This is a genomic window from Pseudarthrobacter arbutini (assembly GCF_054510915.1).
Window position 1 is genome coordinate 40,429 of record NZ_JBTNDQ010000003.1, and the last position, 25,257, is coordinate 65,685.

Here is a 25,257-nt window from a genome sequence, read left to right on the forward strand (position 1 = left end):
AAGCCCCCTGACGACGACGTGTGAACGCCCAGTATGGCACCGTTACTGGCCGGGCGCGCGGATGATCCGGCGTTGCGTGGCCAAGGCGATGGCCGAGGTCCGGTTGTCCACGCCGAGCTTGCCGTAAATGTGCACGAGGTGGGTTTTGACCGTGGCCTCGGAAATGAAGAGCCGCCGGGCGATGGCGCGGTTGGTCAGGCCGGTGGCCAGCAGTTCAAGCAGCTGCACTTCGCGGGTTGTGAGGGCAGTTTCGGGGCTGCTGATCCGCGACATCAGCAGGGCCGCGACCTTCGGAGCCAGGGCCGTCTGGCCGGCCGCCGCCGACAGTACCGCCTGGCGGATCTGTTCCGGCGGGGCGTCCTTGAGCATGTAGCCGCTGGCGCCTGCCTCGACGGCGGCCAGGATGTCCGCCTCGGTGTCGTAGGTGGTCAGGATCAGGACCGGCGGCGGGGCGTCCAGCCGCCGGATCGCGGCGGTGGCGGTGACGCCATCCATCCCGGCACCCATCTGCAGGTCCATCAGGACCACGTCGACACGGTCCCCCAGCATCCGCAGCCGGGTGAGTTCGCGCAGCGCCGCGTCGCCGTCGGCGGCCTCGGCAGCCACGCTGAAGTCCTCGAATTCGGTGAGCATGGCGCGCAGTCCCGCGCGGACCACGGGGTGGTCATCCACCAGCAGAATGCGGAGACTACCCATCAGTCCCGCTCCCCCTCGGCGCCGCTGCCCCGCCGGTGAGCGGCAGCCGGAGGGCGACGACGGTCCCCTCGCCGGGTGCCGTCTCGACGTCCAGGGAGCCGTTCAGTTCAGCCACCCGGGCAGCCAGCGAACGCAGCCCGAACCCGCTGCCATCCGCCCGGCCGGCCACGCCGGAATCTGGCGCTTCCGGCACAAAGCCCGTGCCGTCGTCGTACACGTCAAGGGTGACCTCGTCCCCGAGGAACGCGAGCGTGACGACGGCGGTGCCCGCCTTGGCGTGGAGCCTGACGTTGGCAAGGCTGGCCTGGGCGGCCCGGAGCAGGGTGACGCTGTACTGCGGCGGCAGCTCCGCGGGGTCGCCCACCAGCTCGAAGCGGCAGCGGAGCCCGTCGCCGCGGGCGGCGGCCAAGGTTTCGGTTTCGCCGCAGAGCCGCTGCAGGCTTTCCGGGAGCGACGACTCCTGGAGCTGGGGCGACGTGAGCCCGCTGACAAAGCTGCGCGCCTCCGCGAGGTTTTCCGACGCCGTCTGCTGCACCAGCGCGAAGCGCTCGGCGGCGGTGGCAAGGTCGCCGCTGGCCAGGGACTTCTCTGCCGCCCGCGCCACCAGGACGATGCTGGACAGGCCCTGCGCGAGGGTGTCATGGATTTCGCGGGCCAGGCGCTCACGTTCGGCAGCGACGCCGGCGTCGTGCTGCGTTTTGGCCAACTCGGCCCGGGTGCGCCGGAGTTCGTCCGCGGCCAGCCGCTGCGCCTCACTCTCCTGGTAGAGCGCGCGGTAAGCCAGCCCGGTGACCACGGCGAAGACCGCACCCAGCCCCGGTCCCAGCACCATGGGCAGGGTGGGCGCCGGCAGCCCGCTGGCAACCCACTGCGAGGCCACGACGGCGGCCGTCATCGCGGCGATGGTGAGCAGCGCAATCCGGCGAGGTAGAACATGCAGGTGGAGGAAGAAGAGCGGAAAGGCCACCCAGGAAAATTCGGCGCTGCCGGCGAGGAGGACGCCCCACAGTGCTGTGACAAGGCCCAGCCAGGGGGCGGCGTAGGGGTGCGGGTTGAAGCTGGAGCGGCCGGCGGCGAAGCGCTTCTCCAGGATGGTGCCGGCGAGATAGGCCGCGGCGAGTGCAAGGGCGAGTGCGGACCAGGCGAGGCGCTGCGCTCCCAGGGGAGTGCCGGCGCCGTGCGTGCCGACGGCTCCGTCAGCGAAGTGGAGCCGCAGGATGGCGACCAGCAGCAGCACGGCAAAACCGACGTGAAGCGTCACCCGAAGGAACCGCAGGATGGCAGCCCCCGACGGGGTGGTCTGTGGGTCCGCAGCAGGCATTTCACCAGCTTAGGCGCCTGCGGGAATGTGCGGATCAACCAAAAGGTTGACCGCCTCTTCAACCTCTTGTCCCGCCGGGCTCAACTAAATCCTCGATGTGGGCCGGGCCGATGCGCCGGAGAGTGGATTCAGAAGGAATTCCACCCCCCACTGAAGGAAGTACAACGTGTTTCTCGCTATTCGCGACATCCGGTTCGCCAAGGGCAGGTTCGCCCTGATGGGCGGCGTGGTGGCCCTGGTGACGCTGCTGCTGGTGCTGCTCTCCGGGCTCACCGCAGGGCTAGGCGACCAGTCCACGTCCGCCATCGGGAAGCTGGGCGGTGGCCCGGCGGGAAGCGGCGCTGGCTCCGGGCCGGTGGACAGCATCGTTTTTGGCGCCCCGGGCACTAACCAGCCCACGGCGTCCTTCACCGAAAGCGAAGTGACGGCCGCGCAGGTGGACAGTTGGAAGCACGTCCCGGGCGTGGCAAGCGCCGAGGCCCTGGGCATCAGCCAGTCACGCCTCCAGGGCGGCGACGGCGGCACCACCAATGTGGCGGTGTTCGGCGTTGCCGACGACGGCCAGCTGGCGCCGTCGCAGGTCCGGGCGGGGTTGGTGGTGATCGGCGCGACCGTCGCCGCGGATCTCTCGCTCGACGTCGGGGATACGGCCACGGTGGGTGGCACTGACGTGACCGTCGCCGCCGTCGTGGATGACCAGTGGTATTCGCACACCGGGGTGGTGTGGACGGCGCTGCCCACCTGGGCCGAGGTGGCGCATGTAGCGCCGGCTGCCGGCAGCGCGCCGGGCAGCATCCCGGTGGCCACCGTCGTCGCCGTCACGTACCAAGACGGGGCCGTAGTGGACGGGGCGTCGGCGAATGCGATGGCGCGTACGGTCAGCACCAGCCTCACGGGTTCGTTCCAGGCGCTGGGTTCCTTCAAGAGCGAAAACGGGTCGCTGATGCTGATGCAGGCGTTCCTCTACGGGATTTCGGCGCTGGTGATCGTGGCGTTCCTGACGGTCTGGACAGTGCAACGCACCCGCGATATCGCCGTCCTCAAGGCCATGGGCGCATCCGGCGGCTACGTGCTGCGCGATGCCATGACCCAGGCCGCCATTGTGCTGCTGGCCGGCGCGGGCCTGGGCGGGGCGGTCGGAATTCTGGGCGGATTCGCCGCGGCACAGGCCGCGCCGTTCCTGGTCACGCCCGCCACCACGCTGCTGCCCGTGCTGGGAATTGTGGCCCTGGGCCTGGCAGGCGCCGCGCTGGCAGTACGCCGGGTGACCACCGTCGATCCGCTGATCGCCCTCGGTGGCAACTAATTCCTCTCCCTGAAACTCTTGAAAGGTACTCCCCCATGTCTGTAACTGCTGCTGCGCCCCTCACCCCTACCGCCGGCTCCGCCCTCACCCACTCGCTGACCCTCAGCAACGTCACCCTCGAATACCCGGACGGCGGCGGAACCATCAAGGCCTTGGACAGCGTCAGCCTCCGGGTCGCAGCGGGCCGGATCGTCTCGCTGGTGGGCCCGTCCGGCTCGGGCAAGTCCAGCCTCCTGGCCGTCGCCGCCACCCTGGTCCGCCCCACCAGCGGGGACGTGATTATTGGCGGGGTCAACACCGGAGGGCTGAAGGACAAGGAACTGACCGCGCTGCGGCGGGAGACGGTGGGCATCATCTTCCAGCAGCCCAACCTCCTGGCGTCCCTGACCGCCGTCGAGCAGTTGATGATTGGCCACCACCTGCGCGGCAAGTCCCTGAAGGCCGCGCGTTTGCGCGCCGCGGAACTTCTGGATCTAGTGGGCTTGGCTGAGTCCGCCGGCAAGCGGCCGCACCAGCTCTCGGGCGGGCAGCGGCAGCGGGTGAACATTGCCCGGGCGCTGATGGGTAGCCCGAAGGTGCTGCTGGTGGATGAGCCGACGGCGGCGCTGGACCACGCGCGCAGCGCGTCGATCGTCGGGCTGCTGCGCCGGGTCACCGACGAGTTCCAGGTGGCCACGGTGATGGTCACACACGACACCGAATTCGTCCCGCTGACCGACGCCGTCGCTGTAATGCGCGACGGCGGCCTGACCGCCCCGGTCGTGCCCGGCGCCTTACTTAGCGCCGGGGTCGCGGAGTAGGGTTCCGTCATGGACATCATCTTGGTACCCGGTTTCTGGTTGGACGCGTCGTCGTGGGAGAAGGTGACGCCTGCCCTGGAGGCGGCGGGGCACACAACCCATCCGCTGACTCTTCCCGGCCTTGAATCTGTGGACGCACGGCGTGGCGGCATCACTCTGAAGGACCATATTGCCGCCGTCGTAGACGTTCTGGACGGTCTCGACGGAAAGGTGGTCCTCGTGGGGCACTCCGGTGGTGGCGCGGTCATCCACGGCGTGGCGGACGCACGGCCGGACCGCGTTGCCCGGAATATTTACGTGGACAGCGGACCCCTGGGCGAGGGCGGCGTCATCAATGACGGGCTGCCCACCGAGGGCGACGACGTGCCCCTGCCGCCGTGGGATGGCTTCGATGACGCCGATCTGGTGGACCTCACCGATGAGTTGCGCGCGTCGTTCCGGGCGCGCGCCGTCCCCGAGCCCAGGGGCGTTGCGCATGGCCGGCAGCGCCTGCATGACGTCCGCAGGTACGATGTTCCGGCGACTGTGATCGCGTGCCAGTTCCCGTCGTCGCTCCTCACCGAATGGATCGACGCCGGCCATCCCTTCACCGCCGAGCTGGCCCGCATCCGCGACGTCGAGTACGTGGACCTCCCCACCGGCCATTGGCCCCAGTTTACCAAACCTGTGGAATTGGGCCAGGCGATCCTGGCGGCGGTGGAACGGGCGGGGTAACGCGGCGGATCTAAGCAGTGACATTGGCTGGTCTGCCGCGAGCTCAATTATCGGCTAAAAGTCAGGCCACTAAATAGCCTGACTTCAGGCTATAATCACGGTATGAAAACCGTGCCCCTTAGCGAAGCCAAGGACAAGCTTTCCGCACTCGTGGAGGAGGCGGACAAGACGCATGAGATCATCCAGATCACCCGCCACGGGCACCCGTCAGCGGTGTTGATGTCCGCTGACGACCTCGAGTCACTCCAGGAAACCATCCACTGGCTATCGCAGCCGGACATCAGGACAGATTTGGAACAGGCCCGGCGCGACATCGAGGCAGGGAACACCGTCAGCGGCGATGACCTGCGCCGCGAGTTTGGGCTACCGCCGAGGTGACTGAGGAACCTTCGAACGAGCAGGGCCCCTGGAGAATCGAAGTCACCAGCCCCGCGCTGAAGGGGTTTCGTCGGCTGCCGGAGAAGGCTGCTGCCGCAATTGTCGAATTCGTTACTGGAGTTCTGGCCGACAATCCCCGCCGGCTCAGCAAGCCCCTCACAAGTGAACTCCTGGGCCTGCGCACCGCACGCCGCGGTGACTACCGCGTGTTGTTCACCCTCGATGTTGAAGAGCACACCTTATATGTCCACCGCATCGAGCACCGCGCGGACGTCTACAAGCCTCGCTGACAAAGACCCATAGACGGTGCGCGAGTGTGGTCCGGGTCAGCGAATTCGATCCGGACCACGCCGCCTCTTGACCAGCCCCAGGCAAAGCACGGCCGCTGCAGCGGAAGCGGCCGCGACGATGCCGAAGGGGACGGCGTCGTTGGCGCCGCCGATGCCCACCAAGGGTGCGGCGATCCCTCCGAAGGCGTACCGGGCCAGCCCCAGCAATGAGGAGGCCGTCCCGGCGATATCGGGATAATCCTTGAGGGCAAGCGACGTGGCCGGCGGGCTGGTCACGGCAACCCCGCTGACCATGGTGAACAGGGACAGGACAATGGCAATCAGCGGCAGGTGCAGGACCGCCGTCGCCAGCAGTCCCGTGGCGCCGGCCGCCGTCATGAGCAGGCCCACGGTGAGCGTCCCCCGTTCGGACCACCGTTCAGCGAGCCGGCCACCGACGAACCCGAAGACCACAAAGCCCAGTGAATTCAGGCCGAACGCGAACGAGTAGCCCTGCGGGGAGAGCCCATACATGCCTTGGAGGATGTAGGTTGCGCCGCTCAAATAGGCGAAGACCGCCGAGTACGTGAAGCCGGTGATCAGCACAGCTCCGACGAACACCGGGTCAGCGAGGAGCCGGCGGAAATCCAGGAGCGTGTGGGAGAGGCCTCCGGTCACCCGCCGGTTCGCCGGCAAGGTTTCCCGGAAGATCCCCAATGACGCCACCAGGACCGCGACCCCGACGGCCGCGAGGAACAGGAACACTCCGCGCCAGTCCGTGACGGTCGCAAGTTGCCCGCCGATGACCGGGCCGATGATGGCGGCCAGTCCGCCGAGAACCGTGAGGCGGCCGTAGTAGCGGATCAGCTTGGCGCCCGAGTAGACGTCCCTCCCGGCGGCCTGCGCAATAACGATGCCCACGGCTCCGGCAAGGCCCTGGACAAACCTGGCGACGATGAGCGTCTCGACGGTCGGGCTCAGCGCACACAGGACCGACGTGACCGTGTAGGCAACGACGCCGACAAGCAGCGGAGTCCGCCTCCCGAGGCGGTCCGAGAGCGGCCCTGCCACCAATTGGCCGATGGCGAGGCCCAGCAGACAGGCTGTAATGGTCAACTGGGCCACCGACGTCGTGCTTTGCAGTTCAGCGGTGAGGGCCGGGAGGACTGGGAGGTAGAGGTCCATGGAGATGGGACCGAAGATGGTCAGCAGGCCGAGCACAACCGCCAGGGGCCGTCCCACCGCCTGCTCGCGTGCGGGAATGGTGGTTTCGACGGCGGTCACGCTGGCTCCGTTCTACGGGTTGGGGGCAAAGACTGGGCTTCACGTTCAATACAACGCGGTCATCCCCGTCCTAGCGAGGGCCCTGCCTATCAGGGGTCTGCCAGTACCCCTGCCCGAGCCCGACGGGCGTAGCTCCGCTTTTATGGCGCTTATGTACGTTTCGGCGGATTAGGACTAAAATAGGGTCATGAGTGAGATGACTGTGACCGACGCGCGGAGCCGGCTCTCGGAAGCGGTCGATACAGCGCGGGTGAATCATGAACCGGTGTACCTGCTGCGCCGGGGACGCCGCGTGGCCGCGCTGATCGACGCCGAGGATCTCGCCCGCTTGATCGAGGCTGCCGAGGACCTGGAGGATCTCCGCGCGGCGAGCTCTGCGCGGAGCGAAATGGCCGATACGGGCGAAGACCCCGTGCCTTGGGAGGAAGTCAAGGCGGAACTGGGCCTGGCGTGAGCTATGCCGTGCAGCTTGCTCCGGCCGCTGTCCGGCAGTTGCGCAAACTTCCGCCCGACGCGCGCCGACGCATCCAAGCCGCCATCGAACTGCTCGCCGAGACGCCGCGTCCCCCAGGAGCCAAGAAACTCTCCGGAAGCAGCGGCGACTGGCGTGTCCGGACCGGCGACTACCGGATCATCTACGAGATCCGGGACGCACAGCTGATCGTCCTGGTTGTCGCCATGGGCCACCGGCGCGACATCTACCAACATTAGGGTTTAAGAGCATGCGCGCTATTTGGTAGGCCCGAGCCTGAGGGCGTGGATCGCGCCCGGAGTGTGCAACGCTGGTTGCATGGATCTGGAGGTGTCGCCCGCGCTCACAATTCCGGCGTCGGAACTCCGCTGGCGGTTTTCGCGTTCATCCGGGCCCGGCGGTCAGCACGTCAACACGACGGACAGCCGCGCGGAACTCTCATGGAACATCGCCGGCTCCGCCGTGCTCACGGATGACCAGCGGCAGATGCTCCTCAGGCGGCTCGGACCACGCCTCATAGCCGGGGTGATCACCGTGACCGCCTCCGAGCAGCGCTCCCAGCTGCGCAACCGCGAGACCGCACTGGCCAAACTCGCCGACCTCGTGACTGATGGTCTGGCACCCGAAGGCCCCCGCCGTCGGGCGACCAAACCCACCCGGGGTTCGAACCGCCGTCGCCTCGCCGCCAAAGAACAACGTTCGGCGACGAAGCGGCAACGGCAGCGGCCGTCCGCCGAGTAGCGCGGCCCCCGGCCTGGCGCCGGCGGCCGTCCGCCGAGTAGCGCCGTCGAGCCCTATCCCTGCGGGTTTCCGCCCGTTGTGGCTGAGGCGGCGTCGCTGGCGCGGCGCACCCAGGTATGCGCAGCCCAGATGAACAGCAGCAGCGCCACGAGGACCAGCCCGGCGTGGCCGAGGTCGACTTCGGCAAGGAAGGTGGTCACCGGGTCGGTGAGTCCGAGCATCCCGTGCAGTACGCCTGCGATGGTGATGACCGAGATGAACAGTGCCGAGGCTGCAGACACACCCGTGATGACCATGTTGAAGCCGATCCGTCGCCGGGGATCCACCACGGCGCTCCGGTACATCTTCATCATCGCGACGCCGTTCACCGTGTCGCACAGTGTCATCGCCGCCATAAAGCCGAAGGGCAGGGCCATCAGCGCCACCGGGGAGATGCCGGCGAGGGCGGCCGTCGCCGTGAGGAGCAGGAACGCGATCGTCGAGGCCGTGTCGAAGCCGAGGCCGAAGAGGAATCCCAGCACGAAGATGTCGCGCGGGCGATTGACGCGGGAGAGCGGTTTGTCGAGCAGGCGTGCCACGAGTCCGGTCGGTGCCAGCGCCTCGCGGGTGACCGTTGCACCGTCCTTGACCCGGCGGTACAGCAATGCGGTACGTCGGAACGCGGCGGCGTTGTAAACACCGATGGTCAGCAGGAACAGACCCGAGACGGATGCCCCGGTAATGCTCAAAACCATGTTCGCGGACGAGCCGTCATTAAGTGCGTCCTGAATGATGCCGGCACCACTGACCACAAGCACCCCGGCAAGCACAACCACCATGCTGTGGCCCGTGCTGAAGGCGAAGCCCACGCTGACGGGGCTGCGGCCCTGGGCGGCGAATCGGCGGGTGGAGTTGTCGATCGCCGCAATGTGGTCCCAGTCGTAACTGTGCTTCACACCGGTCAGGTAAGCCGTGATGAGCAGGCCGAGCACCACAGGGTTGTGGTTTGTGCGCAGCGAATCGGCCAGCAGCGCGAGCATAACGATGTGGAGGGCGGCGACTGCTGCGAAGGTGACCGCCAAACGGCGGGCCGTCGGGAGGGCTTCCCGCTCGTGGTGGTTCAAGAGGGCTTTCATTTAGTACTTTCGAAGGTTGAGGCGGGGCTGGCCGTGCCAGCGGAATCGCAGAAAATCGACGCCGGCGCGGATGAGGGCGTCCAGCGGCTCGGTGGCGTGGGACAAGGCCCGGATGACCAGGCCGCCGTCGAGCAGTGACATTCCCAGGTTGCAGCCGCCGGCGAGCGGCAGCAACAGCTCGTTCAGCTCGTTCAGCAGTGCGGCGTCCACGCGGACATCCATGACCAGGAGGGAACCGACGTGCGTGTAGTCCTCAAGGAAGGCCATGCCGTTGATCGGCGCCGCTCCGGTCACTGGACGGGTCAACAGGTTGTCGAGCACCGCCAGGCGACCGTCGACCGAGATCTCGTTCCGCAGGCGGATTTCGTCATAGCCGAACAGCGTGCCGTCCGGGGACCAGCCCGGGGTGAGGATCTCGGCCATCACCAGCGAGGCGCTGCCGTGCATCTCCACCACTGTGGCCTGCCGGTACGTCGCCCCGCGGTAAGCGATCAGGGGGTCCGGCACAGATTCCAGGCTCGCGTTGGGGCCGAGCCGGATGTGCGTCCGCTGCTCGGCATGGGTCCCGGGAGTGCGGTAGACCTTCGTCGCGGACTGCGTGGTCAGCAGGAGCCGGGCCCCTGTTTCCACAGTGATGTCGATTTCATACTCGTCGCCACCGACGTACCCGCCCCCGGGATTGACCACCACGTAGCAGACCTGGCCGGTGTCATCGAGGTAGTGCGGGCGCAGGATGCGCAGCGCGCCCTGGTGGTACTGGCTCGTGGCGATGCAGCGGTCGCCCCGCACACCCACGGTGAGGGCGAGCGTACCGGCGACTTCGACGGCGGCGCGGCGCACCGGGAGTTCGGGCGCAGGCGCACCCGTCACTGGCGGAGGTCAAGCATGAGCACGTCGCGCCTGATCCAGTTGATGACGTGCTCCAGGCCTTCGTCGGTCTTGAGGTTCGTGAAGCAGTAGGGCTTGTTGCCGCGGAACTCGAGCGTGTCCGCCTCCATCACGGAGAGGTCGGCACCCACATACGGGGCCAGGTCCTTTTTGTTGATGATGAAGAAGTCGGACTTGATCATGCCCTGGCCGGCCTTGCGCGGGATTTTTTCGCCCTGCGCCACGTCGATGATGTAGATCGAGAAGTCCACCAGTTCCGGGCTGAACGTGGCCGAAAGGTTGTCTCCCCCGCTTTCGATGAAGACGACTTCGAGCCCGGGGTGGCGCAGCCGCAGCTCCTCCACAGCGGCCGAGTTCATCGACGTGTCCTCCCGGATCGCGGTGTGCGGGCAGCCGCCGGTTTCGATGCCGATGATGCGGTCCAGTGGCAGGATCCCGTTTGCCGCGAGGATCTTGGCGTCCTCGATGGTGTAGATGTCGTTGGTGATCGCGGCCATCGAAATCTCGGCGCTGAGGTGGCGGGTCAGGCGTTCCACGAGCTGGGTCTTGCCTGCGCCGACAGGACCGCCGACGCCGATTTTGATGAGTTTCATGGTGCTCCTTGCTACGTATTGGGTGCGGCGAACCGCGGACTGCTAAGACATAAACATGCGGACGCGCTGGCGTTCGTGGCGCATCTGGGCGATTTCGAGGCCCGGGGCCGTGATCCCGAAGTCGTCGGCATCGAGTGCCTGGATCCGGCGGACGGCATCCATGACCCTGGGATGCGTTCTCAGAAGCACACGCTGACCGGCGTCCTGACCGATGGGGATGGCCCGGATGGCGTTTTGGGTCAGCGACGTGACCGCCGTGAAGAGGTAGCTCGCGAGCAGTTCCTCCAGCGGGACGCCCAGCTGCCGGCCGGCGACGCCGAACGCGACGGCCGGATGCCCGGCGCAACGCCCGGATCCGACGTCGGCCGCGTAGCCCGCGAGCCGCGCACCTGGCGCCACGGTACCGGCGATGGCCAGCATCCGTGCGCCCATCTTGGTCCCCGCCTCGCGGACCTCACGGGGCAGCGCCGCCGCGGCGATCATCCGGTCGACACGGGCGATGTCGTCCGCCGAGGACGCCTCGAACGCCAGGCGCAGGGCGAAGCCGTCACTGTAGGTCAGCTGGATGCTCACAAACTGGCTCAGCCAGCTGGCGAAGCTCGCTTCGCCGTCGATGAGGCCACGTTCCAGGAACGTTTCCATACCGAAGGAATGGCTGAACCCGCCGGTGGGGAGCGCGGAATCAGAGAGCTGCAACAGCGGCAGCAGGTACGACGGCGGCTCGTTCACGTGCTCAGTGGGTGTGTTCGGCATGGCGGAACGGCACGGGCACCACACGTTCCTGGCGCGAGTACGGCACACCAACGTGGATCAGGTAGTCCTCGATCGTGTGGTCGTACTGCACCACCATCACCTCGGCGGCATATTCACTGTCGGCGTCGAAAAACTGCGCCTGCATGTGCCGGTTGCCGAGGTTGTGCGCCACAACCCCCATTTCACGGATGCTGCGCGCGGCGATAACAAGGACGTCGGTTGCCAGCGCAGTCACCACGATGACTGTTTTGTCGTCGCGGAACAGGATGTCGCCGTCGCGGAGATCGCGCACCGGGCCCGCAGCATCGCTGAGCCGGATGCCCAGTTCACGGCCATGGTCGGTGGTCACCCGCTGGATTTTCTTGACGAGTTCCGCGCTCGGCAGCAGGACCTGCTCCTCGTGGAGGCCGGCCAGTTCGTCGTCGGGGAGATCGTGCCGGTTGGCGATGACGTGGTCGATGATCATATATGCCCCCTTAGGGATATGTGTCTAAAAGAGGAAGTAGCGCTGCGCCATGGGCAGCACCGTTGAGGGCTCCGCCGTGATTGGCTCGCCGTCGACAGTCACCTCGTAAGTTTCCGGGTCAACGCCGATATCCGGCGTCTCGCCGTTGTGCTTCATATCTGCCTTGGTGAGGGTACGGACACCGCTCACCGGCCGGATCACGCGGCGCAGGCCCAGCTGCTCGGGGACTCCGGCGGCTATGGCGGCCTTGGAAAGAAACGTGATCGAGGAGGCATGTACCGCGGTGCCGAGCGCCCCGAAATTGCCGCGGAGGGTGCGTGGCTGCGGCGTTGGGATCGAGGCGTTGGGATCCCCCATAACGCTCATGACCGCTTGCCCGCCCTTGAGCACGAGCTCGGGCTTGACCCCAAAGAACATCGGGTCCCAGAGCACGAGGTCGGCGAATTTTCCCTCCTCGATGCTTCCGACCGCGTCCGCGATGCCGTGGGCGATCGCCGGGTTGATGGTGTATTTGGCCACGTAGCGCTTGAGCCGGAAGTTGTCTCCCACCGCGGGGTCGCCGTCGAGCTTTCCGCGTTGGCGCTTCATGGCGTCCGCTACCTGCCAGGTGCGCAGGACCACCTCGCCGACCCGGCCCATGGCCTGGGAGTCAGAGCTGGTGATGGAGAAGATGCCCATGTCGTGCAGCACGTCCTCCGCTGCGATGGTTTCCTTGCGGATACGCGAATCGGCGAAGGCCACATCCTCGGGGATGTCCGGGCTCAGGTGGTGGCAGACCATCAGCATGTCGAGGTGTTCGTCGATGGTGTTGACCGTGTACGGCAGTGTGGGATTGGTCGACGCCGGCAGGACGTTGGGCAGCGCCGCGATCTTGATGATGTCCGGGGCATGCCCGCCGCCGGCGCCTTCGGTGTGGAACGTGTGGATGACCCGGCCGCCGATGGCCCGGATGGTGTCTTCGACGAAGCCGCACTCGTTGAGGGTGTCGGAGTGGATGGCCACCTGCACGTCATACTCGTCAGCCACGCGCAGCGACATGTCGATCGAGGACGTGGTGGCGCCCCAGTCTTCGTGCACCTTCAGCCCGATGGCACCCGCCCGGATCTGCTCCGCGAGGGGCTCCATTGCGCTGGCGTGGCCTTTGCCGAGCAGGCCGACATTGATGGGGAGGTTCTCCACGGCTTGAAGCATGCGTGAAATGTGCCAGGCGCCCGGCGTCACGGTGGTGGCCTTGCTCGCGTCGCTCGGTCCGGTGCCGCCGCCGATCAGGGTGGTGACTCCCGAGGCCAGCGCCACGGGCACCTGGTCGGGGCTCACGAAGTGCACGTGCGTGTCTATGCCGCCTGCGGTGAGGATCTTGCCCTCGCCCGCGATGATGTCGGTGGCGACGCCGATGGTGATGTTCACGCCCCGGGAAATCTGGGGGTTGCCGGCCTTGCCGATTTTGAAGATGTGCCCGTCGCGCAGGGCCACATCGGCTTTGTAGATGCCGGTGTAGTCAAACACGATCACGTTCGTGATGACGGTGTCGGGAATGTCGTCGTCCCGGACCAGCTGCCCGTTCTGGCCCATGCCGTCGCGGATGACCTTGCCGCCGCCAAACACCACCTCTTCACCGTAGTTGGTGTGATCGTGCTCAATCTCGAGGAACAGATCAGTGTCGGCCAGGCGAACGGCGTCGCCCGTGGTGGGGCCGTAGAGGTCCGAGTACTGTTTGCGGCTCAGCTCGAAACTCATTTGGTGTCGTCCTGCAGGGAGGTCAGGCCGCGGCTCGGCTCGAGCGGGCCGTTGACGCGGTCCCGGAATCCGAACACCGCACGCTCGCCCGAGAGAGCGAGCAGGTTGACCGTCTTGGCATCACCGGGCTCGAAGCGCACAGCTGTGCCCGCCGGGATGTCCAGCCGGAAGCCGTGGGCCGCATCCCGGTCGAACTCGAGGGCATCGTTCACCTCGAAGAAATGGTAATGGGACCCCACCTGGATGGGGCGGTCACCGCGATTGATCACGGCCAGGGCGAGGGGAATGAGGCCAGCATTGCACGTGACGGGCTCGGGCCGGAGGATGTATTCGCCGGGTTTCATGGGTTCTCCTTCGCCTAGCGAATGGGGTTGTGTACGGTGACGAGCTTGGTACCGTCCGGGAACGTCGCCTCGACCTGGACGTCATGGATCATGTCGGCGACACCTTCCATGACATCTTCCCTGGTCAGGATGGTGGTGCCATAGCTCATGAGGTCGGCGACCCGGCGTCCGTCGCGGGCGCCCTCGACCAGCTCATAGGTAAGGATCGCGATGGATTCCGGATGGTTGAGCTTAAGTCCGCGCTTCTGCCGCCGTCGTGCAAGATCGGCAGCAACCACAATCATCAGTTTTTCGCTTTCGCGTGGCGTTAGATGCATAAAAAGCCTCCTAATCATTCGCGATAAATCGCGAGTTCCCACTCGTTATCTACAACCGGCCAAAGAGGCGACCGGGAGGCCCGTGGATGACTGAAGACTATCAGAATCATGCCAGGGCACCGCCAGCCAAAGCTGTCGAATCGCGCAGGTTAGGCCCGCACCCATGCCTTCACCAGCGCAACAAATTCGTCCTGCCGGGCTGCCGCCGCTTCCGCGCTTGGAAAAATCACCTGGCCGCGGTCCTGCCCGATCATTTCCAACAGCCCACTCCATTTAGAGGCATCAAAAGGAAAGTCATCCACGATGGTCTTCGCGCCGCGGTGAAAAATCAGCTGAACGTGATGAAGCGGCCGCAAGTTGAACGTGACTCGGTCGACAGAGTTGAAGCAGAAGCTCGGCGCCCTCCACTTAATGCGCTCCGTGATTGCGTCATCCGCGTCCAGGATGGCGACCCGAAGGCGCTCGATCACCGGCTTCAGCGGGTGGTCCAGTGACTCAAGAAAAGAGTCAACCGCCGGGTTTCGATTTAGTGTCATGAAGCATAGTCAAACACTTTCCTCTGATCGTGGCCGTTTCAATTGAGCTGGGCAAGAAACTCGACAAGGACTACGAGAACAAAAGCCTGGAGGAAGTCCTGGACGCCCCGCCGTCCGCCCTGGCCGGCCTCACGGACGAGCACGCTGAAGTCCTCGCCGGCCTCGGGATCAAAACGGTGCGGGAGCTCGGCAGCAACAAGTACTTCGCCCTGGCAGGCGTCCTGGTGGCCCTGTCCAACCACGTCGACTGAAGCACCTCCACACGCCAGGAAGGTCCGGCCGCGTGAGAACGCCGGCCGGACCTTCCTTGTTAACGGAAGACTAGAGTTTCCGCCTAGTCCCGCTCAGCCGATCAGCGCCAGCACGGCCCCTGCGTTCACGATCCCGCCGGCCTGGGCCCTGACATCGGTGACCGTCCCGGCGCGGTGGGCGGTCACCTGGGTCTCCATCTTCATCGCCTCAAGAACGACGACGGCGTCCCCCGCCGAAACGTCGGCGCCCGGCTCCACGAGCCACTTGACCACGGTCCCGGCCATGTCGGCCCGCAGCTCGCCGGGATCAGCGGCACCTGCCGCAGCTCCGCCGTCGGCAGCGCCATCCAAACCAGCCCCGTCAAGGGAGAGACCCGCCGGAACGGCCGCGCCGGAGCGCGCCCAGCCATCCAGCAGGTCAGCGGGCAGGCCGACGGCGAGGCGCCGGCCGTCGACGTCAACGGTAATAGTGCGGCGCTCACCGTCCGGAACGGACGTGCCGAACTCCGGATCCGCCGCAATGGAATCCGCGAAGTCCGTCTCGATCCAGCGGGTGTGGATGCCGAGCGCGGTCTCGGACGTGAAGTCCGGCGCCTGGACCACGGCCCGGTGGAACGGCAGGACGGTGGCCACGCCGGTGATCTCCATTTCGGCGAGGGCGCGGCGGGCCCGGCGGAGCGCCTGCTGGCGGTCGGCGCCGGTGACGATCAGCTTGGCCAGCAGCGAATCGAACTGCGGTGCCACGATGGAGCCGGAGCGGACCCCGGAGTCCAGCCGGATGCCCGGTCCCGTCGGGCCGCTGAAGGTCGCGATGGTTCCGGGCGACGGCAGGAAGCCCCGGCCCACGTCCTCCGCGTTGAGCCGGAACTCGAACGAGTGGCCGCGCGGTATGGGATCGGCGGTGAAGCGCAGCGGCTCGCCAGCGGCAATCCGGAACTGCTCCTGGACCAGGTCCACGCCGGTGGTTTCCTCGGTGATGGGGTGTTCCACCTGCAGGCGCGTGTTCACCTCAAGGAACGCGACGGTGCCGTCGGCGGCCACGAGGAATTCCACGGTCCCGGCCCCCGAATAGGAGGCTTCGCGGCACACTGCCTTGGCGGCGTCGTAAATCTGCTGGGTCTGTTCTTCGGTCAGGAAAGGTGCGGGAGCCTCTTCCACCAGTTTCTGGTGCCGGCGCTGCAGCGAGCAGTCGCGGGTGCCCACCACCACCACATTGCCGTGCTGGTCCGCCAGGACCTGGGCCTCCACATGCCGGGGCCGGTCAAGATAACGCTCCACAAAGCACTCGCCACGGCCGAAGGCGACTACCGCTTCGCGCACCGCGGAATCGAAGGACTCCTCGATCTGGTCCATCTCGCGGACCACTTTCAGCCCTCGCCCGCCGCCGCCGAAGGCCGCCTTGATGGCGATCGGCAGGCCGTGCTCCTCGGCGAACTCGCGGACCTCCGCGGCCGAATCCACCGGACCGTCGGTGCCGGCCACCAAGGGGGCGCCGGCGCGGACGGCGATCTCGCGCGCCGTGATCTTGTTGCCCAGCTGCCGGATTGCCTCCGGGCTGGGCCCGATCCAGGTCAGGCCGGCATCCAGGACCGCCTGGGCAAAGCCGGCGTTTTCGGACAGGAAGCCGTAGCCGGGGTGCACCGCGTCCGCCCCGGACTCCGCGGCCACGCGCAGCAGGTTGGGGATATCGAGGTAGGTTTCCGACGGCGCGTTGCCGCCCAGGCTATACGCCTCGGTGGCGGCGCCCACGTGCATGGCGTCGGCATCAACGTCCGCGTAGACAGCCACGGACTCCAGTCCGGCGTCCTCGCAGGCGCGGGCGATGCGGACGGCGATTTCTCCGCGGTTGGCGATCAGGACCTTGCGCATCAGTTGCTCACTTTGTCTGGGGAAATGTCTGGGGAAGAATGGGAAAAGCCGGTGGGCAGCCCGTAGCCGGGAGCCCAGCGGAACCGGATGGACCCGCCGATGGGAACCTGGGCGGCCAGGTCCAGCTGGTGGTCCACCACCACGCCGATCACGGGGTAGCCACCGGTGATGGGGTGGTCGGCCAGGAAGAGTACGGGCTGTCCCTCCGGCGGGATCTGGAGCGCGCCGGCCATGGTTCCCTCGCTGGGCAGCTCCCCGTCCCGGCTTCGGCTGAGCGGCTGGCCGTCCAAACGCATGCCCACGCGGTTCGAGCGGGGCGTCACTGCCCAATCCTGGGCGCAGAGCGATTCCAGTGCTGCGGCGTCGAACCAGTCATCGCGAGGTCCGGGAACGATCTCCAGGACCGTGACGCCGGTGTCCGGGAAGTCAGGCTGCAGCTCAGGGTTGCCCACCACGTTGGAGGACGTGGCGGCGCCGGCTCCCAGCAGTTGCCCGGCGGCCAGCGGTGCAGGTCCGATCCCGGACATGGTGTCCGTGGACCGGCTCCCCAGCACCGCATCGGCTGCTGCGCCGCCGCGGATGGCCAGGTAGCTGCGGAAGCCGCGCTCGGGTGCGCCGATGGTCAGGATCTCGCCGTCCAGCAGGGCAAACGCCGTGGCCATGGGCACCTCGCGTACCTGCTCGGACCGGTCAAACGCCGAACGGTCAGCTTCGTCCTCCGCAGCATCTGAGTCGGGAACGTCCGACGGCGTCACTACAGTCAGTGCCGAGGGCGCGCCAGCCACTGCCAGTACCTGGTCCCCCACGGCCTGCACGCGGAGCCCGCCGGCAACGAATTCGACGACGGCGGCCGACGGGTCGTTGCCCACGAGCCGGTTGGCGCGGCGCAGGGAGGAGCGGTCCAGTGCCCCGGCTGAGGAGACCCCGAGCCCGGCGTGACCGGGGCGGCCGAGGTCCTGGATCAGGCTCTGGAGTCCGGGCGACAGGATCAGCAGGCCGGACTGGACCTCCGATTCCTCGGAACCCGGGGCTTCGGAATCCGCGGCAGCAGCATGCGGCGCCGTAACTTCAATGAGCTCGCGAACCGCACTGAACTGCACGCGGTCGCCGGGCGCGGCCAGGGCCGGCTGCTCCCGGCTGAGGTCCCACATGGGCGCCGCGGTGCGGCCGATCAGCTGCCAGCCGCCCGGGGACTTCCGCGGGTACACGGCCGAATAGTTGCCCGCCAGGGCCACGGAGCCTGCGGGGACGGCCGTCCGGGGCGAACTCCGGCGCGGGACTTCGAGCACCTGGTTCTCCCCCACCATGTAGCTGAAGCCCGGCGCGAAGCCACCGAACGCCACCGTCCAGACCTGCCCGGTGTGGGCCGCGATGACGCCGTCGGTGCCCAGCCCGGTGAGCCGACCCACTTCGGCGAGGTCGTCGCCGTCGTACACGGCCTCAATCTGCACCAGCTTGCCTTCGGCGTGGGACCGGACCGTCAGGTCCATCTCCAGCAGCCGGGCCGCCATCCGGCGGGCGGCAGCGGGTGAATCCGCCTTGACCATCACGGTTTCGGCGGCCGCCAGGACGTCCACCTGGCCGGGCAGCGGCTCCTCCAGCAGGAGAGCCTGCAGGGCCAGGACGTCGTGGAGCCCGGAGAGTTCGGCGAGCACCGCCGTCGTACCTACCTGCCTGACGGCGAGCACCCGGGCTGCGGCAGCTGGCTTACTGACTGTTTCCATGGGGATCAGGCCGCGCCGCTCAGGCGTGGCTCTCCTGCGCGTCGTCGCGGTGCAGCAGGCGGAGGTCCTCTTCCGGCTGCGGGTCGCGGCCGAGGCGCATGCCAACGATCGTGATGATGGCCGTCAGGAGGATGTACCCGGCGATGAGGTACCAGCCGCCGGACGCTGCGCCGTAAAGGGCGGTGAAGATCAACGGAGCCACAGCGCCGCCGATGACGCCGGCAAGGGTGTAAGCCAGGGAGCTGCCGGCGTAGCGGAGGCGGGCCGGGAACTGCTCGGTGATGAAGGCTGCCTGCGGGCCGTACATAAAGGCGTGCAGGGCCAGTCCGATCACCACGCCGATGATCAGCATCACCACGGACTTGCCCGCGATCATCAGGAAGAACAGGGGAATGTAGACGGCGGTGGCGGCAGCGGCAATGCCGTAAACCCAGCGGCGGTTGAACCGGTCGGTCAGGGCGCCGGCGAGCGGGATGAGGAAGAGCTGGAACGCGGAGCCGATGAGGATGGCGGCCAGCACGTTGCCGGTGGTCATGCCCAGTTCCTTGGTGGCGTAGACGGCCACAAAAACGGTGAAGAGGGCGTACAGGACGTCCGGGCAGACGCGGGACAGGGCGGCGGAGATCAGCGCACGGGGCTGGGTGGTGAAGACTTCCTTGATGGGCGCCTTCGGCTGGTCGCCGTGGGCCGCGATGGCCTTGAAGACCGGGGTTTCCTCGAGCTTGAGGCGGATGATCAGGCCGAAGACCACCAGGAGGGCGGAGGCCAGGAAGGCTACGCGCCAGCCCCACGAGAGGAACGCTTCGGTGCTCAGCGAGGCTGCCAGGATGGCAAGCACGCCGTTGGCCATCAGGTTGCCGGCGGGCGGGCCGATCTGGGCTGCCGAGGACCAGAAACCACGCTTGTTGGGGTCGCCGAATTCGCTGGACAGCAGCACAGCGCCGCCCCATTCGCCGCCGACGCCGATGCCCTGGGCCAGGCGCAGCAGCACCAGGATGATGGGGGCCCAGATGCCGATTGCGGAGTAGTCAGGCAGCGCACCGATGAGGACGGTGGCGACGCCGATCAGCACCAGGGTGAAGACCAGGACGTACTTGCGGCCCACCTTGTCGCCGAGCCGGCCGAACACGATGCCGCCGATGGGGCGGGCGAGGTAGCCCACCGCGAAGGCGGAGAAGGACAGGAGGAGGCCCACGAACTCATCGTCCGAAGGGAAGAAGATCTTGGGGAAAACGAGGGCTGAGGCCACCGAGTAGATGGCGAAGTCGTAGTACTCAAGCGACGTGCCGGTGAGGCTGGCGACGTACGCCTTGAGCGCGCCGGGCGGCGGCTTCCTTGCCGCGGCCTTTGCGGCCTTGTTCGTGCTGGTCATGGTTTCCTCCGGGGGATGAGGGGTGGTGCGGGGGGGCCTGTGTGCGGCCATGGGATGGGGCTAGAGGAACGAGCCGATGCTCACGCCGGCGTCGCCGAGAGCGGACTTCACTGCAGTGGCCATTGCTACGGCCCTCGGTGAGTCACCATGCACGCAGATGCTTTCCGCGCGGATTTTGAGGGTGGACCCGTCAATGGCGCGGACGGAGGATTCCGTGGCCATCCGTAGGACATGTTCCCCCACTTGTTCCGGATCCTCAAGGACTGCTCCGGGGAGGGAGCGCGACACCAGGGTGCCGTCCGGGTTGTAGGCCCGGTCCGCGAACGCTTCGGTCACGGCGCGCAGTCCGGCTGCTTCGGCAAGCCGCAGGACTTCCGAACCGGGGAGGCCGAGGATCGGAAGGTTGGGGTCAACCGATTTCACGGCGTCGACGACGGACTGGGCCTGCGCTGTGTGTGTGACGATGGCGTTGTACAGTCCGCCGTGCGGCTTCACATACTGGACCCGGGCTCCCTCAACGGCCGCCAGAGCCTGCAGGGCACCGATCTGGTACACGACGTCGTCGGCCAGTTCCGTGGGGCTGATGTCCATAAAACGGCGGCCGAACCCGGCGAGGTCCCGGTAGCCGACGTGGGCGCCGATGACAACGCCGGCAGCAGCAGCCTCGCGGCAGGTCCTGCGGATGACGCTGGGATCGCCGGCGTGGAATCCGCAGGCCACGTTCGCGCTTGAAACCGAGCCGAACATCGCCAGGTCATCGCCAAGGCTCCAGCGTCCGAACGACTCGCCGACGTCGCTGTTCAGGTCAATCGTTGCCATTTGTGATCCCCGTCTCATGGAGTGGTCCTACTAGAATGCACTAAATTTACGGATTGTTCAACAATCCTTCGATTCAACAATGTGACGATCGTGTAAATTCTCGAGTATGGCCTCTTCAGAACCGATCGTCCCCTCTTCCCGCGCTCCCTTGAATGGAACCGCGACGCGGACCGCCTCAGGCCGCCTCCGGGTGGCCGTCCCGTCCGTGGCTGAGCGGGTGGCGGATGAACTCCGCCTTCAGTTGGCGGAGGGGGCGCTGCTCCCGGGAACGCGGCTCACCGAATCCACCATCGCCGAGGACCTGGGCGTCTCCCGCAACACGGTGCGCGAGGCCTTCGTTGAACTTGCCAGCGAACGCCTGGTGGTCCGCCATCCCAACCGCGGCGTCTTCGTGGCAAGCCTGGAGGCAGGGGACGTCCACGACGTCTATACCGTCCGTCGCGCCATCGAGGTCAGCGCGCTGCGTGCCGGAGGCAGCCCGGAGGACGTGGCCGCTGTCCGGGCCGCCGTCGAGGAAGGCAAACGAGCTGCGGCAGCCGGTGACGACGAAGCCCTGGGCACCGCCAACCAGCACTTCCACGGCGCCATTGTGGCCATGGCCGGAAGCCCGCGGCTGAACAGCATAATGGGCCAGGTCCTGGCCGAGATGCGCCTGTTTTTCCACAAGGCCACCGTGGACGCGCAGTTCTACCAGCACTACTTGCCGGACAACGAAGCGATCTGCCTGGCCCTGGAAGCCGGGGAACTGGACCGTGCGGCTGACCTGCTTCTGGCGTATCTGGACCGCTCCGAATACAACCTGAGCGAAGTGCACGGCGAAGCAGGAACAGACTGAGCCGTTAGGCTGGACGAATGATACGCCGCCTTGCCGCCTTGTCCGCCGTCCCCCTGATGCTCCTCCTGTCCGCCTGCGGATCGGTCCAGGAGGTCGCTGAAACCACCGCGAACGATGCCGCCTCCAAGGTGGCAACCGCAGCCACGGACGAGGTCCGGAAGCAGGTCTGCACCGTCGTGGAGGACGGGCTGGTCAGCGTCCAGGACAAGGCATTGCTGGGCGGGCTGGTGTCCGCCGCGGACACTGCCGGGGTGCCCGCGGAAATTACGACGCCGCTGGGCCAGATCGCCGAAGCCGGAGACCAGGTGCCGGCTGAGTCAGTCGCAGCACTGACGGAAGCCTGCTCGGCCTAGTTCCCGGCCGCCTCTGTTAAGGCAACGCGGGGTCACTTCCGGCCCAATAACCAGGGATTATTGGGCAGGGAGTGACCCCGCGTTCCTCACAAGCTAGCGCTTGCCCTTTTTGCGTGAGCCTTTGCCGCGGCCCTTGTCCGGATTCGGCGCGTAACGCTGGGCCACCTTCGGTTTTTTGACCGCGGGACCACGCCTGTCCGGCTTCGGCTCCTTCTTGGGCTTCTCCTGCTGGGCCGAGGGCTGCCGGGAGCTCGCCGCGGTGCGGCCGCGGACAATCCCGATGAACTCCTCAATGATGTCGTCCGAGGAGTCGCTGGGCCAGGCCAGCGCGATCTCCGTGACCGGGGCACCCGTCAGCTTGCGGGCCACGGTGTCCTTGACGTTGAAATGCCGGGCCACGGACATGGGCAGGATCACCAGGCCCGCACCGGATGCCACCACCTGCATGGCCGCTTCCGGACCACCCATGTCGGCGACGTCCAGGAAAGTCTCTGCCGACAGGTCGGCCAGGGCCACTTCCTCAAACACTGAAATCTCGTGCCCCTTGGGCGCCACCACCACGGGCTGCTCCTCATACAGGGGGATCACGTTGAGGCCTTCGCGCTCCACCGGAAGCCGGACAAAGCTGAGGTCCGCGGAACCGTCGCTTAATACCGAAAGCTGGGCGCCGTCGTCGGACATAAACGACTCCAGCGGGATGTCCAGCACGCGCTCTTCCCAGCGGCGGATCCACTTGCCCGGGGTCACGCCGGCCACATAGGCGAAGCGGAGCACACGGGGCGCCTCCTGCTCCGGCGATTCGTCGGGGCTGGCGTTCTGCGGGGATTCATTGTCTGCGGGCACGTCTTCACAGTACCGCCCGCGCGGCCCCGCAATGCCGGAACCCGTGCGGGGTTGGTACAGAGGTGGTGCTGAGATGGCGCAGCGCTGGTGCTGAGTTGGTGCCTTTCAGGCAGGCAGCCGGATACCCTTGAACCATGACCTCTGCAAACTCCCAGTCCATGAAGCCGGCCACCGTTGCCAAGAAGCTTGGCATCTACCTGCCGGCAACACCGCAGGAGTTCCAGGATTCAACCATCAGCCGCGCCGATTTCGCCGAACTCCAGTCCAACCCACCGGAGTGGCTCGTGGAGCTCCGCCGCAACGGCCCCCACCCCCGCCCGGTGGTGGCCCAGAAGCTGAACGTCTCCATCAGCGGCCTGGCCCGCGGCGGTGTTGAGGAAGCGCTGACGACGGCGGAAATCACCGCGCTGCTGCAGGCTCCCCCGGCATGGCTCGTCACCGAGCGCTCCACGCACGCCGCCGTCCGCACCGAAGCCCAGCGCGTCAAGGACGAAGCAGCCAAAAAGGACGCCAAGAAAGCCCGCGCCCAGGCCGAGTAGCCTCCGCTTTCTGAGTTGCCTGCGCTTTTCCTAGGCTTGTCCGCGGATCCGAACCTTGAAGGTTCGGATCCGCGGACAGGCCTCTGTTGTTTCTGGAGGAAAGTCAGCCCTGCGACGTCAGTCCTGGTGCAGCTGCACGAAGTTGCCGCAGCCGTCGTCGAAGACTGCACTGATCCCGGACGGGCCCTCGGACGGTTCGCCCTGGAATGTCACCCCGGCAGCCACCAGCCGGTTGTACTCGGCCTGCACATCCGGAACCCCGAAGGTGATGGCCGCGATCCCGGCGTCGTGCAGTGCGTTCATGTAATTGGCGCCGATCGGGTTGTCGCTGGGCTCCAGCAGCAACCCCACCGAACCGGCGTCGGAGCCCGGATCCTTGATGATGAAGAGGTTGTACTCGGGCATCCCCATCAGCGTCTCGAACCCGAGGGTCCCGGTGTAGAACGTGTGGGCGGCGGCTGGATCCTGGACATGGATGCTGCACATTTTCAGTCTCATGGTCCCAAGCTACCCGGCCCGCAGCAGGCGCAGGAACCTCCAGTCCGGCAACCGTGCCCGTATGCCGGTCCCGCCATTGACCCCGGTGGCCGGAAGGGATGCAATGGAAGGAGCAACCCGGAATCCTGGGCCGGGCCTGACGCGGGGAGGTGCCGCAGTGCCGGCATTTGCAGAATCCGTCCTGTTTGGAGCATTGCAGCTGAGTTTCTGGGGTGCGGTGCTGGTGTGCGCGGTGGCTGCCACCGTCCTGGCTGTCCGCCGGCATTCGACGGCGGACCCTGCCGTCCGGGCCCCGGACCCCGTGTTCTGGGACGTGTTTATGGGCTCGGCCGTGGCACTTCCGGCGATCCTTATTCCCACACTCGCGTCACCGTGGTCCGGCGTAGTCCTCGCCGCGCTCGGCGCAGGGGCGGGCGTGGCCGCCTACCGGGGCAGTCCCCAGATCCTGGCGTGGCAGGAACGCCGCCGCCAGCTGCGGCAGGACCGGCCCGTCCTCACCGCGGCGCAGGCTGAACATGACGCACTCCTGGCCCGGTGGAGCCGCTACGAACTGGACCCTGCCAGCAGCATCGACTACCCCGCCATGACGGACGTCCGGCTGCCCGAAACTTCCGCGCTGATCCGCGCCATGAGGGAGGCCGAGCAGCTGCGGGCCGTGCCGCACCAAGGGTACGCTCCCGCCGTCGTCCGCTTTGGCCTTGCCCTCGCCGCGGCGGAACGGGCGGCCGGGATCCCTGCGGAACTCCCCGCCGTCGGACATTAACTGCTGTGTCGCCGCCACTGGAGTCCGGCGGCAGGGCGCCGTAGCATCCGAGGATGGAACCCACAGAAGCGGAAATCCGTGACCAGTTCGGCAGGCGCCTGGAGGATAAGGGGGCCTGGCGGCAGGCCATCACCCTGGAAGCTGCCGGGGAACTGACTGCGCGGTGGCTGGAGGGCCATAGCGAATACCAGGCCGCCACCTTTACGGTCCGCTACGACGCCGAAACAGAACCGATCGCCACCGAGCTTGCCGCCCTCAACAGGAACGGGCTGTTCACCAAGGAATCCCAGCCCGGGATGCGGACCGGCAACTCCGCCCAGCGGCAGTACGTGACCGGCTTCTGCAGTGCAGAGGCGGCCGTGGAGCTTCTGGCCCTTTCCACCCGGACTGAGCTGGTGACCGTGGCCCATGCCCCGGGCGAGGCCAGCAGCGCCGCCATCCCGGTAACGCTCGACGGCGACGAGGTAGTTACCGTCCTCGGCTCCAGCGAGACTCCGGTGCAGGAAGAGCAGATCCAGGACTGGGCGGAGGAAACCAACGAAACACTGGCGCTCCTGCTCGCCGACTCCTGGTATGTGGAGATCCTGGATCCGGTCTGGGGCCGCAATGACGTGCTGCTGCCCGCCGTCCTCGCCGCGCTGACAGTGGTGCCGTAGCCCGC

The 25,257-nt window shown here is 67.0% G+C and carries 32 protein-coding genes; 14 read left to right on the plus strand and 18 right to left on the minus strand.

What is annotated here, in order from left to right; all coding sequences use genetic code 11:
• Nucleotides 1–42: 42 nt before the first annotated feature.
• Both ACX80V_RS04130 and ACX80V_RS04135 read right to left on the minus strand, forming a co-directional pair.
• Entirely contained in the window at nucleotides 43–696 is a 654-nt protein-coding gene (locus tag ACX80V_RS04130; RefSeq protein ID WP_485842092.1) for a response regulator, read from the minus strand.
• On the minus strand, nucleotides 689–2,017 hold the full coding sequence (locus tag ACX80V_RS04135) for a sensor histidine kinase (protein ID WP_485842093.1): 1,329 nt from the start codon (nucleotides 2,015–2,017) through the stop codon (nucleotides 689–691). Before ACX80V_RS04135 ends, ACX80V_RS04130 begins: the two co-directional genes overlap by 8 nt.
• Before the next feature lie 166 nt (nucleotides 2,018–2,183).
• On the opposite strand from ACX80V_RS04135, the gene ACX80V_RS04140 reads away from it, so the two are divergent.
• The 5 genes from ACX80V_RS04140 to ACX80V_RS04160 all read left to right on the plus strand — a co-directional run bounded on the left by ACX80V_RS04140 (nucleotide 2,184) and on the right by ACX80V_RS04160 (nucleotide 5,505).
• Nucleotides 2,184–3,323: an ABC transporter permease gene (locus ACX80V_RS04140; RefSeq protein ID WP_485842094.1), complete on the plus strand. Its 1,140-nt coding sequence runs from the start codon at nucleotides 2,184–2,186 to the stop codon at nucleotides 3,321–3,323.
• A 35-nt stretch (nucleotides 3,324–3,358) separates the two neighbouring features.
• The gene (locus ACX80V_RS04145) at nucleotides 3,359–4,123 is read left to right on the plus strand and encodes an ABC transporter ATP-binding protein (RefSeq protein ID WP_485842095.1); all 765 of its coding nucleotides are present in this window, start codon (nucleotides 3,359–3,361) and stop codon (nucleotides 4,121–4,123) included.
• A 9-nt stretch (nucleotides 4,124–4,132) separates the two neighbouring features.
• Nucleotides 4,133–4,837 (plus strand): alpha/beta fold hydrolase, encoded by a 705-nt coding sequence (locus ACX80V_RS04150; RefSeq protein WP_485842096.1) that lies wholly within the window; start codon nucleotides 4,133–4,135, stop codon nucleotides 4,835–4,837.
• A gap of 102 nt (nucleotides 4,838–4,939) precedes the next feature.
• On the plus strand, nucleotides 4,940–5,215 hold the full coding sequence (locus ACX80V_RS04155) for a type II toxin-antitoxin system Phd/YefM family antitoxin (RefSeq protein ID WP_056347465.1): 276 nt from the start codon (nucleotides 4,940–4,942) through the stop codon (nucleotides 5,213–5,215).
• Entirely contained in the window at nucleotides 5,212–5,505 is a 294-nt protein-coding gene (locus tag ACX80V_RS04160; RefSeq protein WP_056347463.1) for a type II toxin-antitoxin system RelE family toxin, read from the plus strand. The genes ACX80V_RS04155 and ACX80V_RS04160 overlap by 4 nt, the downstream gene beginning before the upstream one ends.
• Before the next feature lie 36 nt (nucleotides 5,506–5,541).
• Here the strand turns inward: ACX80V_RS04160 and ACX80V_RS04165 are convergent, their stop codons facing one another.
• The gene (locus ACX80V_RS04165; protein WP_485842097.1) at nucleotides 5,542–6,768 is read right to left on the minus strand and encodes a multidrug effflux MFS transporter; all 1,227 of its coding nucleotides are present in this window, start codon (nucleotides 6,766–6,768) and stop codon (nucleotides 5,542–5,544) included.
• 187 nt (nucleotides 6,769–6,955) lie between these two features.
• Between ACX80V_RS04165 and ACX80V_RS04170 the strand changes: the two genes are divergently transcribed.
• The 3 genes from ACX80V_RS04170 (at nucleotide 6,956) to arfB (ending at nucleotide 7,981) form a co-directional block, all read left to right on the plus strand.
• The gene (locus ACX80V_RS04170) at nucleotides 6,956–7,222 is read left to right on the plus strand and encodes a type II toxin-antitoxin system Phd/YefM family antitoxin (RefSeq protein ID WP_485842098.1); all 267 of its coding nucleotides are present in this window, start codon (nucleotides 6,956–6,958) and stop codon (nucleotides 7,220–7,222) included.
• Nucleotides 7,219–7,479 (plus strand): type II toxin-antitoxin system RelE family toxin, encoded by a 261-nt coding sequence (locus tag ACX80V_RS04175; protein ID WP_485842099.1) that lies wholly within the window; start codon nucleotides 7,219–7,221, stop codon nucleotides 7,477–7,479. The genes ACX80V_RS04170 and ACX80V_RS04175 overlap by 4 nt, the downstream gene beginning before the upstream one ends.
• Before the next feature lie 79 nt (nucleotides 7,480–7,558).
• A complete protein-coding gene (gene arfB, locus ACX80V_RS04180) occupies nucleotides 7,559–7,981 on the plus strand; it encodes an alternative ribosome rescue aminoacyl-tRNA hydrolase ArfB (RefSeq protein ID WP_485842100.1) in 423 nt (140 codons plus the stop codon).
• A 53-nt stretch (nucleotides 7,982–8,034) separates the two neighbouring features.
• Here the strand turns inward: arfB and ACX80V_RS04185 are convergent, their stop codons facing one another.
• The 9 genes from ACX80V_RS04185 to ACX80V_RS04225 form a co-directional block, all read right to left on the minus strand.
• Nucleotides 8,035–9,096 carry a HoxN/HupN/NixA family nickel/cobalt transporter gene (locus ACX80V_RS04185; RefSeq protein WP_485842101.1) on the minus strand — a complete coding sequence of 354 codons (1,062 nt, stop codon included), beginning with the start codon at nucleotides 9,094–9,096 and terminating at the stop codon, nucleotides 8,035–8,037.
• Nucleotides 9,097–9,966 (minus strand): urease accessory protein UreD, encoded by an 870-nt coding sequence (locus ACX80V_RS04190; protein WP_485842102.1) that lies wholly within the window; start codon nucleotides 9,964–9,966, stop codon nucleotides 9,097–9,099. It lies immediately after the preceding gene.
• The gene (ureG, locus tag ACX80V_RS04195; protein WP_141138964.1) at nucleotides 9,963–10,577 is read right to left on the minus strand and encodes an urease accessory protein UreG; all 615 of its coding nucleotides are present in this window, start codon (nucleotides 10,575–10,577) and stop codon (nucleotides 9,963–9,965) included. The genes ACX80V_RS04190 and ureG overlap by 4 nt, the downstream gene beginning before the upstream one ends.
• 42 nt (nucleotides 10,578–10,619) lie before the next feature.
• Nucleotides 10,620–11,330 (minus strand): urease accessory protein UreF, encoded by a 711-nt coding sequence (locus ACX80V_RS04200; RefSeq protein WP_485842103.1) that lies wholly within the window; start codon nucleotides 11,328–11,330, stop codon nucleotides 10,620–10,622.
• The gene (gene ureE, locus ACX80V_RS04205; protein ID WP_248763364.1) at nucleotides 11,311–11,796 is read right to left on the minus strand and encodes an urease accessory protein UreE; all 486 of its coding nucleotides are present in this window, start codon (nucleotides 11,794–11,796) and stop codon (nucleotides 11,311–11,313) included. The genes ACX80V_RS04200 and ureE overlap by 20 nt, the downstream gene beginning before the upstream one ends.
• A 24-nt stretch (nucleotides 11,797–11,820) precedes the next feature.
• On the minus strand, nucleotides 11,821–13,533 hold the full coding sequence (gene ureC, locus ACX80V_RS04210; protein WP_485842104.1) for an urease subunit alpha: 1,713 nt from the start codon (nucleotides 13,531–13,533) through the stop codon (nucleotides 11,821–11,823).
• Nucleotides 13,530–13,877, minus strand: a complete 348-nt coding sequence (locus ACX80V_RS04215) for an urease subunit beta (protein ID WP_485842105.1) — start codon at nucleotides 13,875–13,877, stop codon at nucleotides 13,530–13,532. The genes ureC and ACX80V_RS04215 overlap by 4 nt, the downstream gene beginning before the upstream one ends.
• A gap of 14 nt (nucleotides 13,878–13,891) precedes the next feature.
• Nucleotides 13,892–14,194, minus strand: a complete 303-nt coding sequence (locus ACX80V_RS04220) for an urease subunit gamma (RefSeq protein ID WP_252567738.1) — start codon at nucleotides 14,192–14,194, stop codon at nucleotides 13,892–13,894.
• A gap of 149 nt (nucleotides 14,195–14,343) precedes the next feature.
• Nucleotides 14,344–14,730 (minus strand): DUF1801 domain-containing protein, encoded by a 387-nt coding sequence (locus ACX80V_RS04225; RefSeq protein ID WP_485842106.1) that lies wholly within the window; start codon nucleotides 14,728–14,730, stop codon nucleotides 14,344–14,346.
• A 29-nt stretch (nucleotides 14,731–14,759) separates the two neighbouring features.
• Between ACX80V_RS04225 and ACX80V_RS04230 the strand changes: the two genes are divergently transcribed.
• Nucleotides 14,760–14,981 carry a hypothetical protein gene (locus ACX80V_RS04230; protein WP_485842107.1) on the plus strand — a complete coding sequence of 74 codons (222 nt, stop codon included), beginning with the start codon at nucleotides 14,760–14,762 and terminating at the stop codon, nucleotides 14,979–14,981.
• A gap of 93 nt (nucleotides 14,982–15,074) precedes the next feature.
• Here the strand turns inward: ACX80V_RS04230 and ACX80V_RS04235 are convergent, their stop codons facing one another.
• The 4 genes from ACX80V_RS04235 to ACX80V_RS04250 are packed head-to-tail and all read right to left on the minus strand — an operon-like array spanning nucleotide 15,075 to nucleotide 20,765.
• Complete coding sequence (locus ACX80V_RS04235) at nucleotides 15,075–16,850, minus strand: acetyl/propionyl/methylcrotonyl-CoA carboxylase subunit alpha (protein ID WP_485842108.1); 1,776 nt, start codon at nucleotides 16,848–16,850, stop codon at nucleotides 15,075–15,077.
• Nucleotides 16,850–18,574, minus strand: a complete 1,725-nt coding sequence (locus ACX80V_RS04240) for a 5-oxoprolinase subunit B/C family protein (protein WP_485842109.1) — start codon at nucleotides 18,572–18,574, stop codon at nucleotides 16,850–16,852. The genes ACX80V_RS04235 and ACX80V_RS04240 overlap by 1 nt, the downstream gene beginning before the upstream one ends.
• Nucleotides 18,575–18,593: 19 nt before the next feature.
• Nucleotides 18,594–19,946 carry an MFS transporter gene (locus tag ACX80V_RS04245; RefSeq protein ID WP_485842110.1) on the minus strand — a complete coding sequence of 451 codons (1,353 nt, stop codon included), beginning with the start codon at nucleotides 19,944–19,946 and terminating at the stop codon, nucleotides 18,594–18,596.
• 60 nt (nucleotides 19,947–20,006) lie between these two features.
• Nucleotides 20,007–20,765, minus strand: a complete 759-nt coding sequence (locus ACX80V_RS04250; RefSeq protein WP_485842111.1) for a LamB/YcsF family protein — start codon at nucleotides 20,763–20,765, stop codon at nucleotides 20,007–20,009.
• Nucleotides 20,766–20,871: 106 nt separating this feature from the next.
• Between ACX80V_RS04250 and ACX80V_RS04255 the strand changes: the two genes are divergently transcribed.
• On the plus strand, nucleotides 20,872–21,600 hold the full coding sequence (locus ACX80V_RS04255; protein ID WP_485842112.1) for a GntR family transcriptional regulator: 729 nt from the start codon (nucleotides 20,872–20,874) through the stop codon (nucleotides 21,598–21,600).
• A 17-nt stretch (nucleotides 21,601–21,617) separates the two neighbouring features.
• A complete protein-coding gene (locus ACX80V_RS04260) occupies nucleotides 21,618–21,953 on the plus strand; it encodes a hypothetical protein (protein WP_485842113.1) in 336 nt (111 codons plus the stop codon).
• A gap of 93 nt (nucleotides 21,954–22,046) precedes the next feature.
• On the opposite strand, the gene ACX80V_RS04265 is transcribed toward ACX80V_RS04260, so the two are convergent.
• Nucleotides 22,047–22,796 (minus strand): LysR substrate-binding domain-containing protein, encoded by a 750-nt coding sequence (locus ACX80V_RS04265; RefSeq protein ID WP_485842114.1) that lies wholly within the window; start codon nucleotides 22,794–22,796, stop codon nucleotides 22,047–22,049.
• Nucleotides 22,797–22,930: 134 nt separating this feature from the next.
• On the opposite strand from ACX80V_RS04265, the gene ACX80V_RS04270 reads away from it, so the two are divergent.
• Complete coding sequence (locus ACX80V_RS04270; protein ID WP_252603374.1) at nucleotides 22,931–23,335, plus strand: DUF5997 family protein; 405 nt, start codon at nucleotides 22,931–22,933, stop codon at nucleotides 23,333–23,335.
• A 117-nt stretch (nucleotides 23,336–23,452) separates the two neighbouring features.
• Here the strand turns inward: ACX80V_RS04270 and ACX80V_RS04275 are convergent, their stop codons facing one another.
• Complete coding sequence (locus tag ACX80V_RS04275) at nucleotides 23,453–23,833, minus strand: VOC family protein (RefSeq protein WP_485842115.1); 381 nt, start codon at nucleotides 23,831–23,833, stop codon at nucleotides 23,453–23,455.
• Between the two features lie 157 nt (nucleotides 23,834–23,990).
• On the opposite strand from ACX80V_RS04275, the gene ACX80V_RS04280 reads away from it, so the two are divergent.
• Nucleotides 23,991–24,596 (plus strand): hypothetical protein, encoded by a 606-nt coding sequence (locus ACX80V_RS04280; protein WP_485842116.1) that lies wholly within the window; start codon nucleotides 23,991–23,993, stop codon nucleotides 24,594–24,596.
• Between the two features lie 53 nt (nucleotides 24,597–24,649).
• A complete protein-coding gene (locus ACX80V_RS04285; protein WP_485842117.1) occupies nucleotides 24,650–25,252 on the plus strand; it encodes a DUF6919 domain-containing protein in 603 nt (200 codons plus the stop codon).
• Nucleotides 25,253–25,257: the final 5 nt, after the last annotated feature.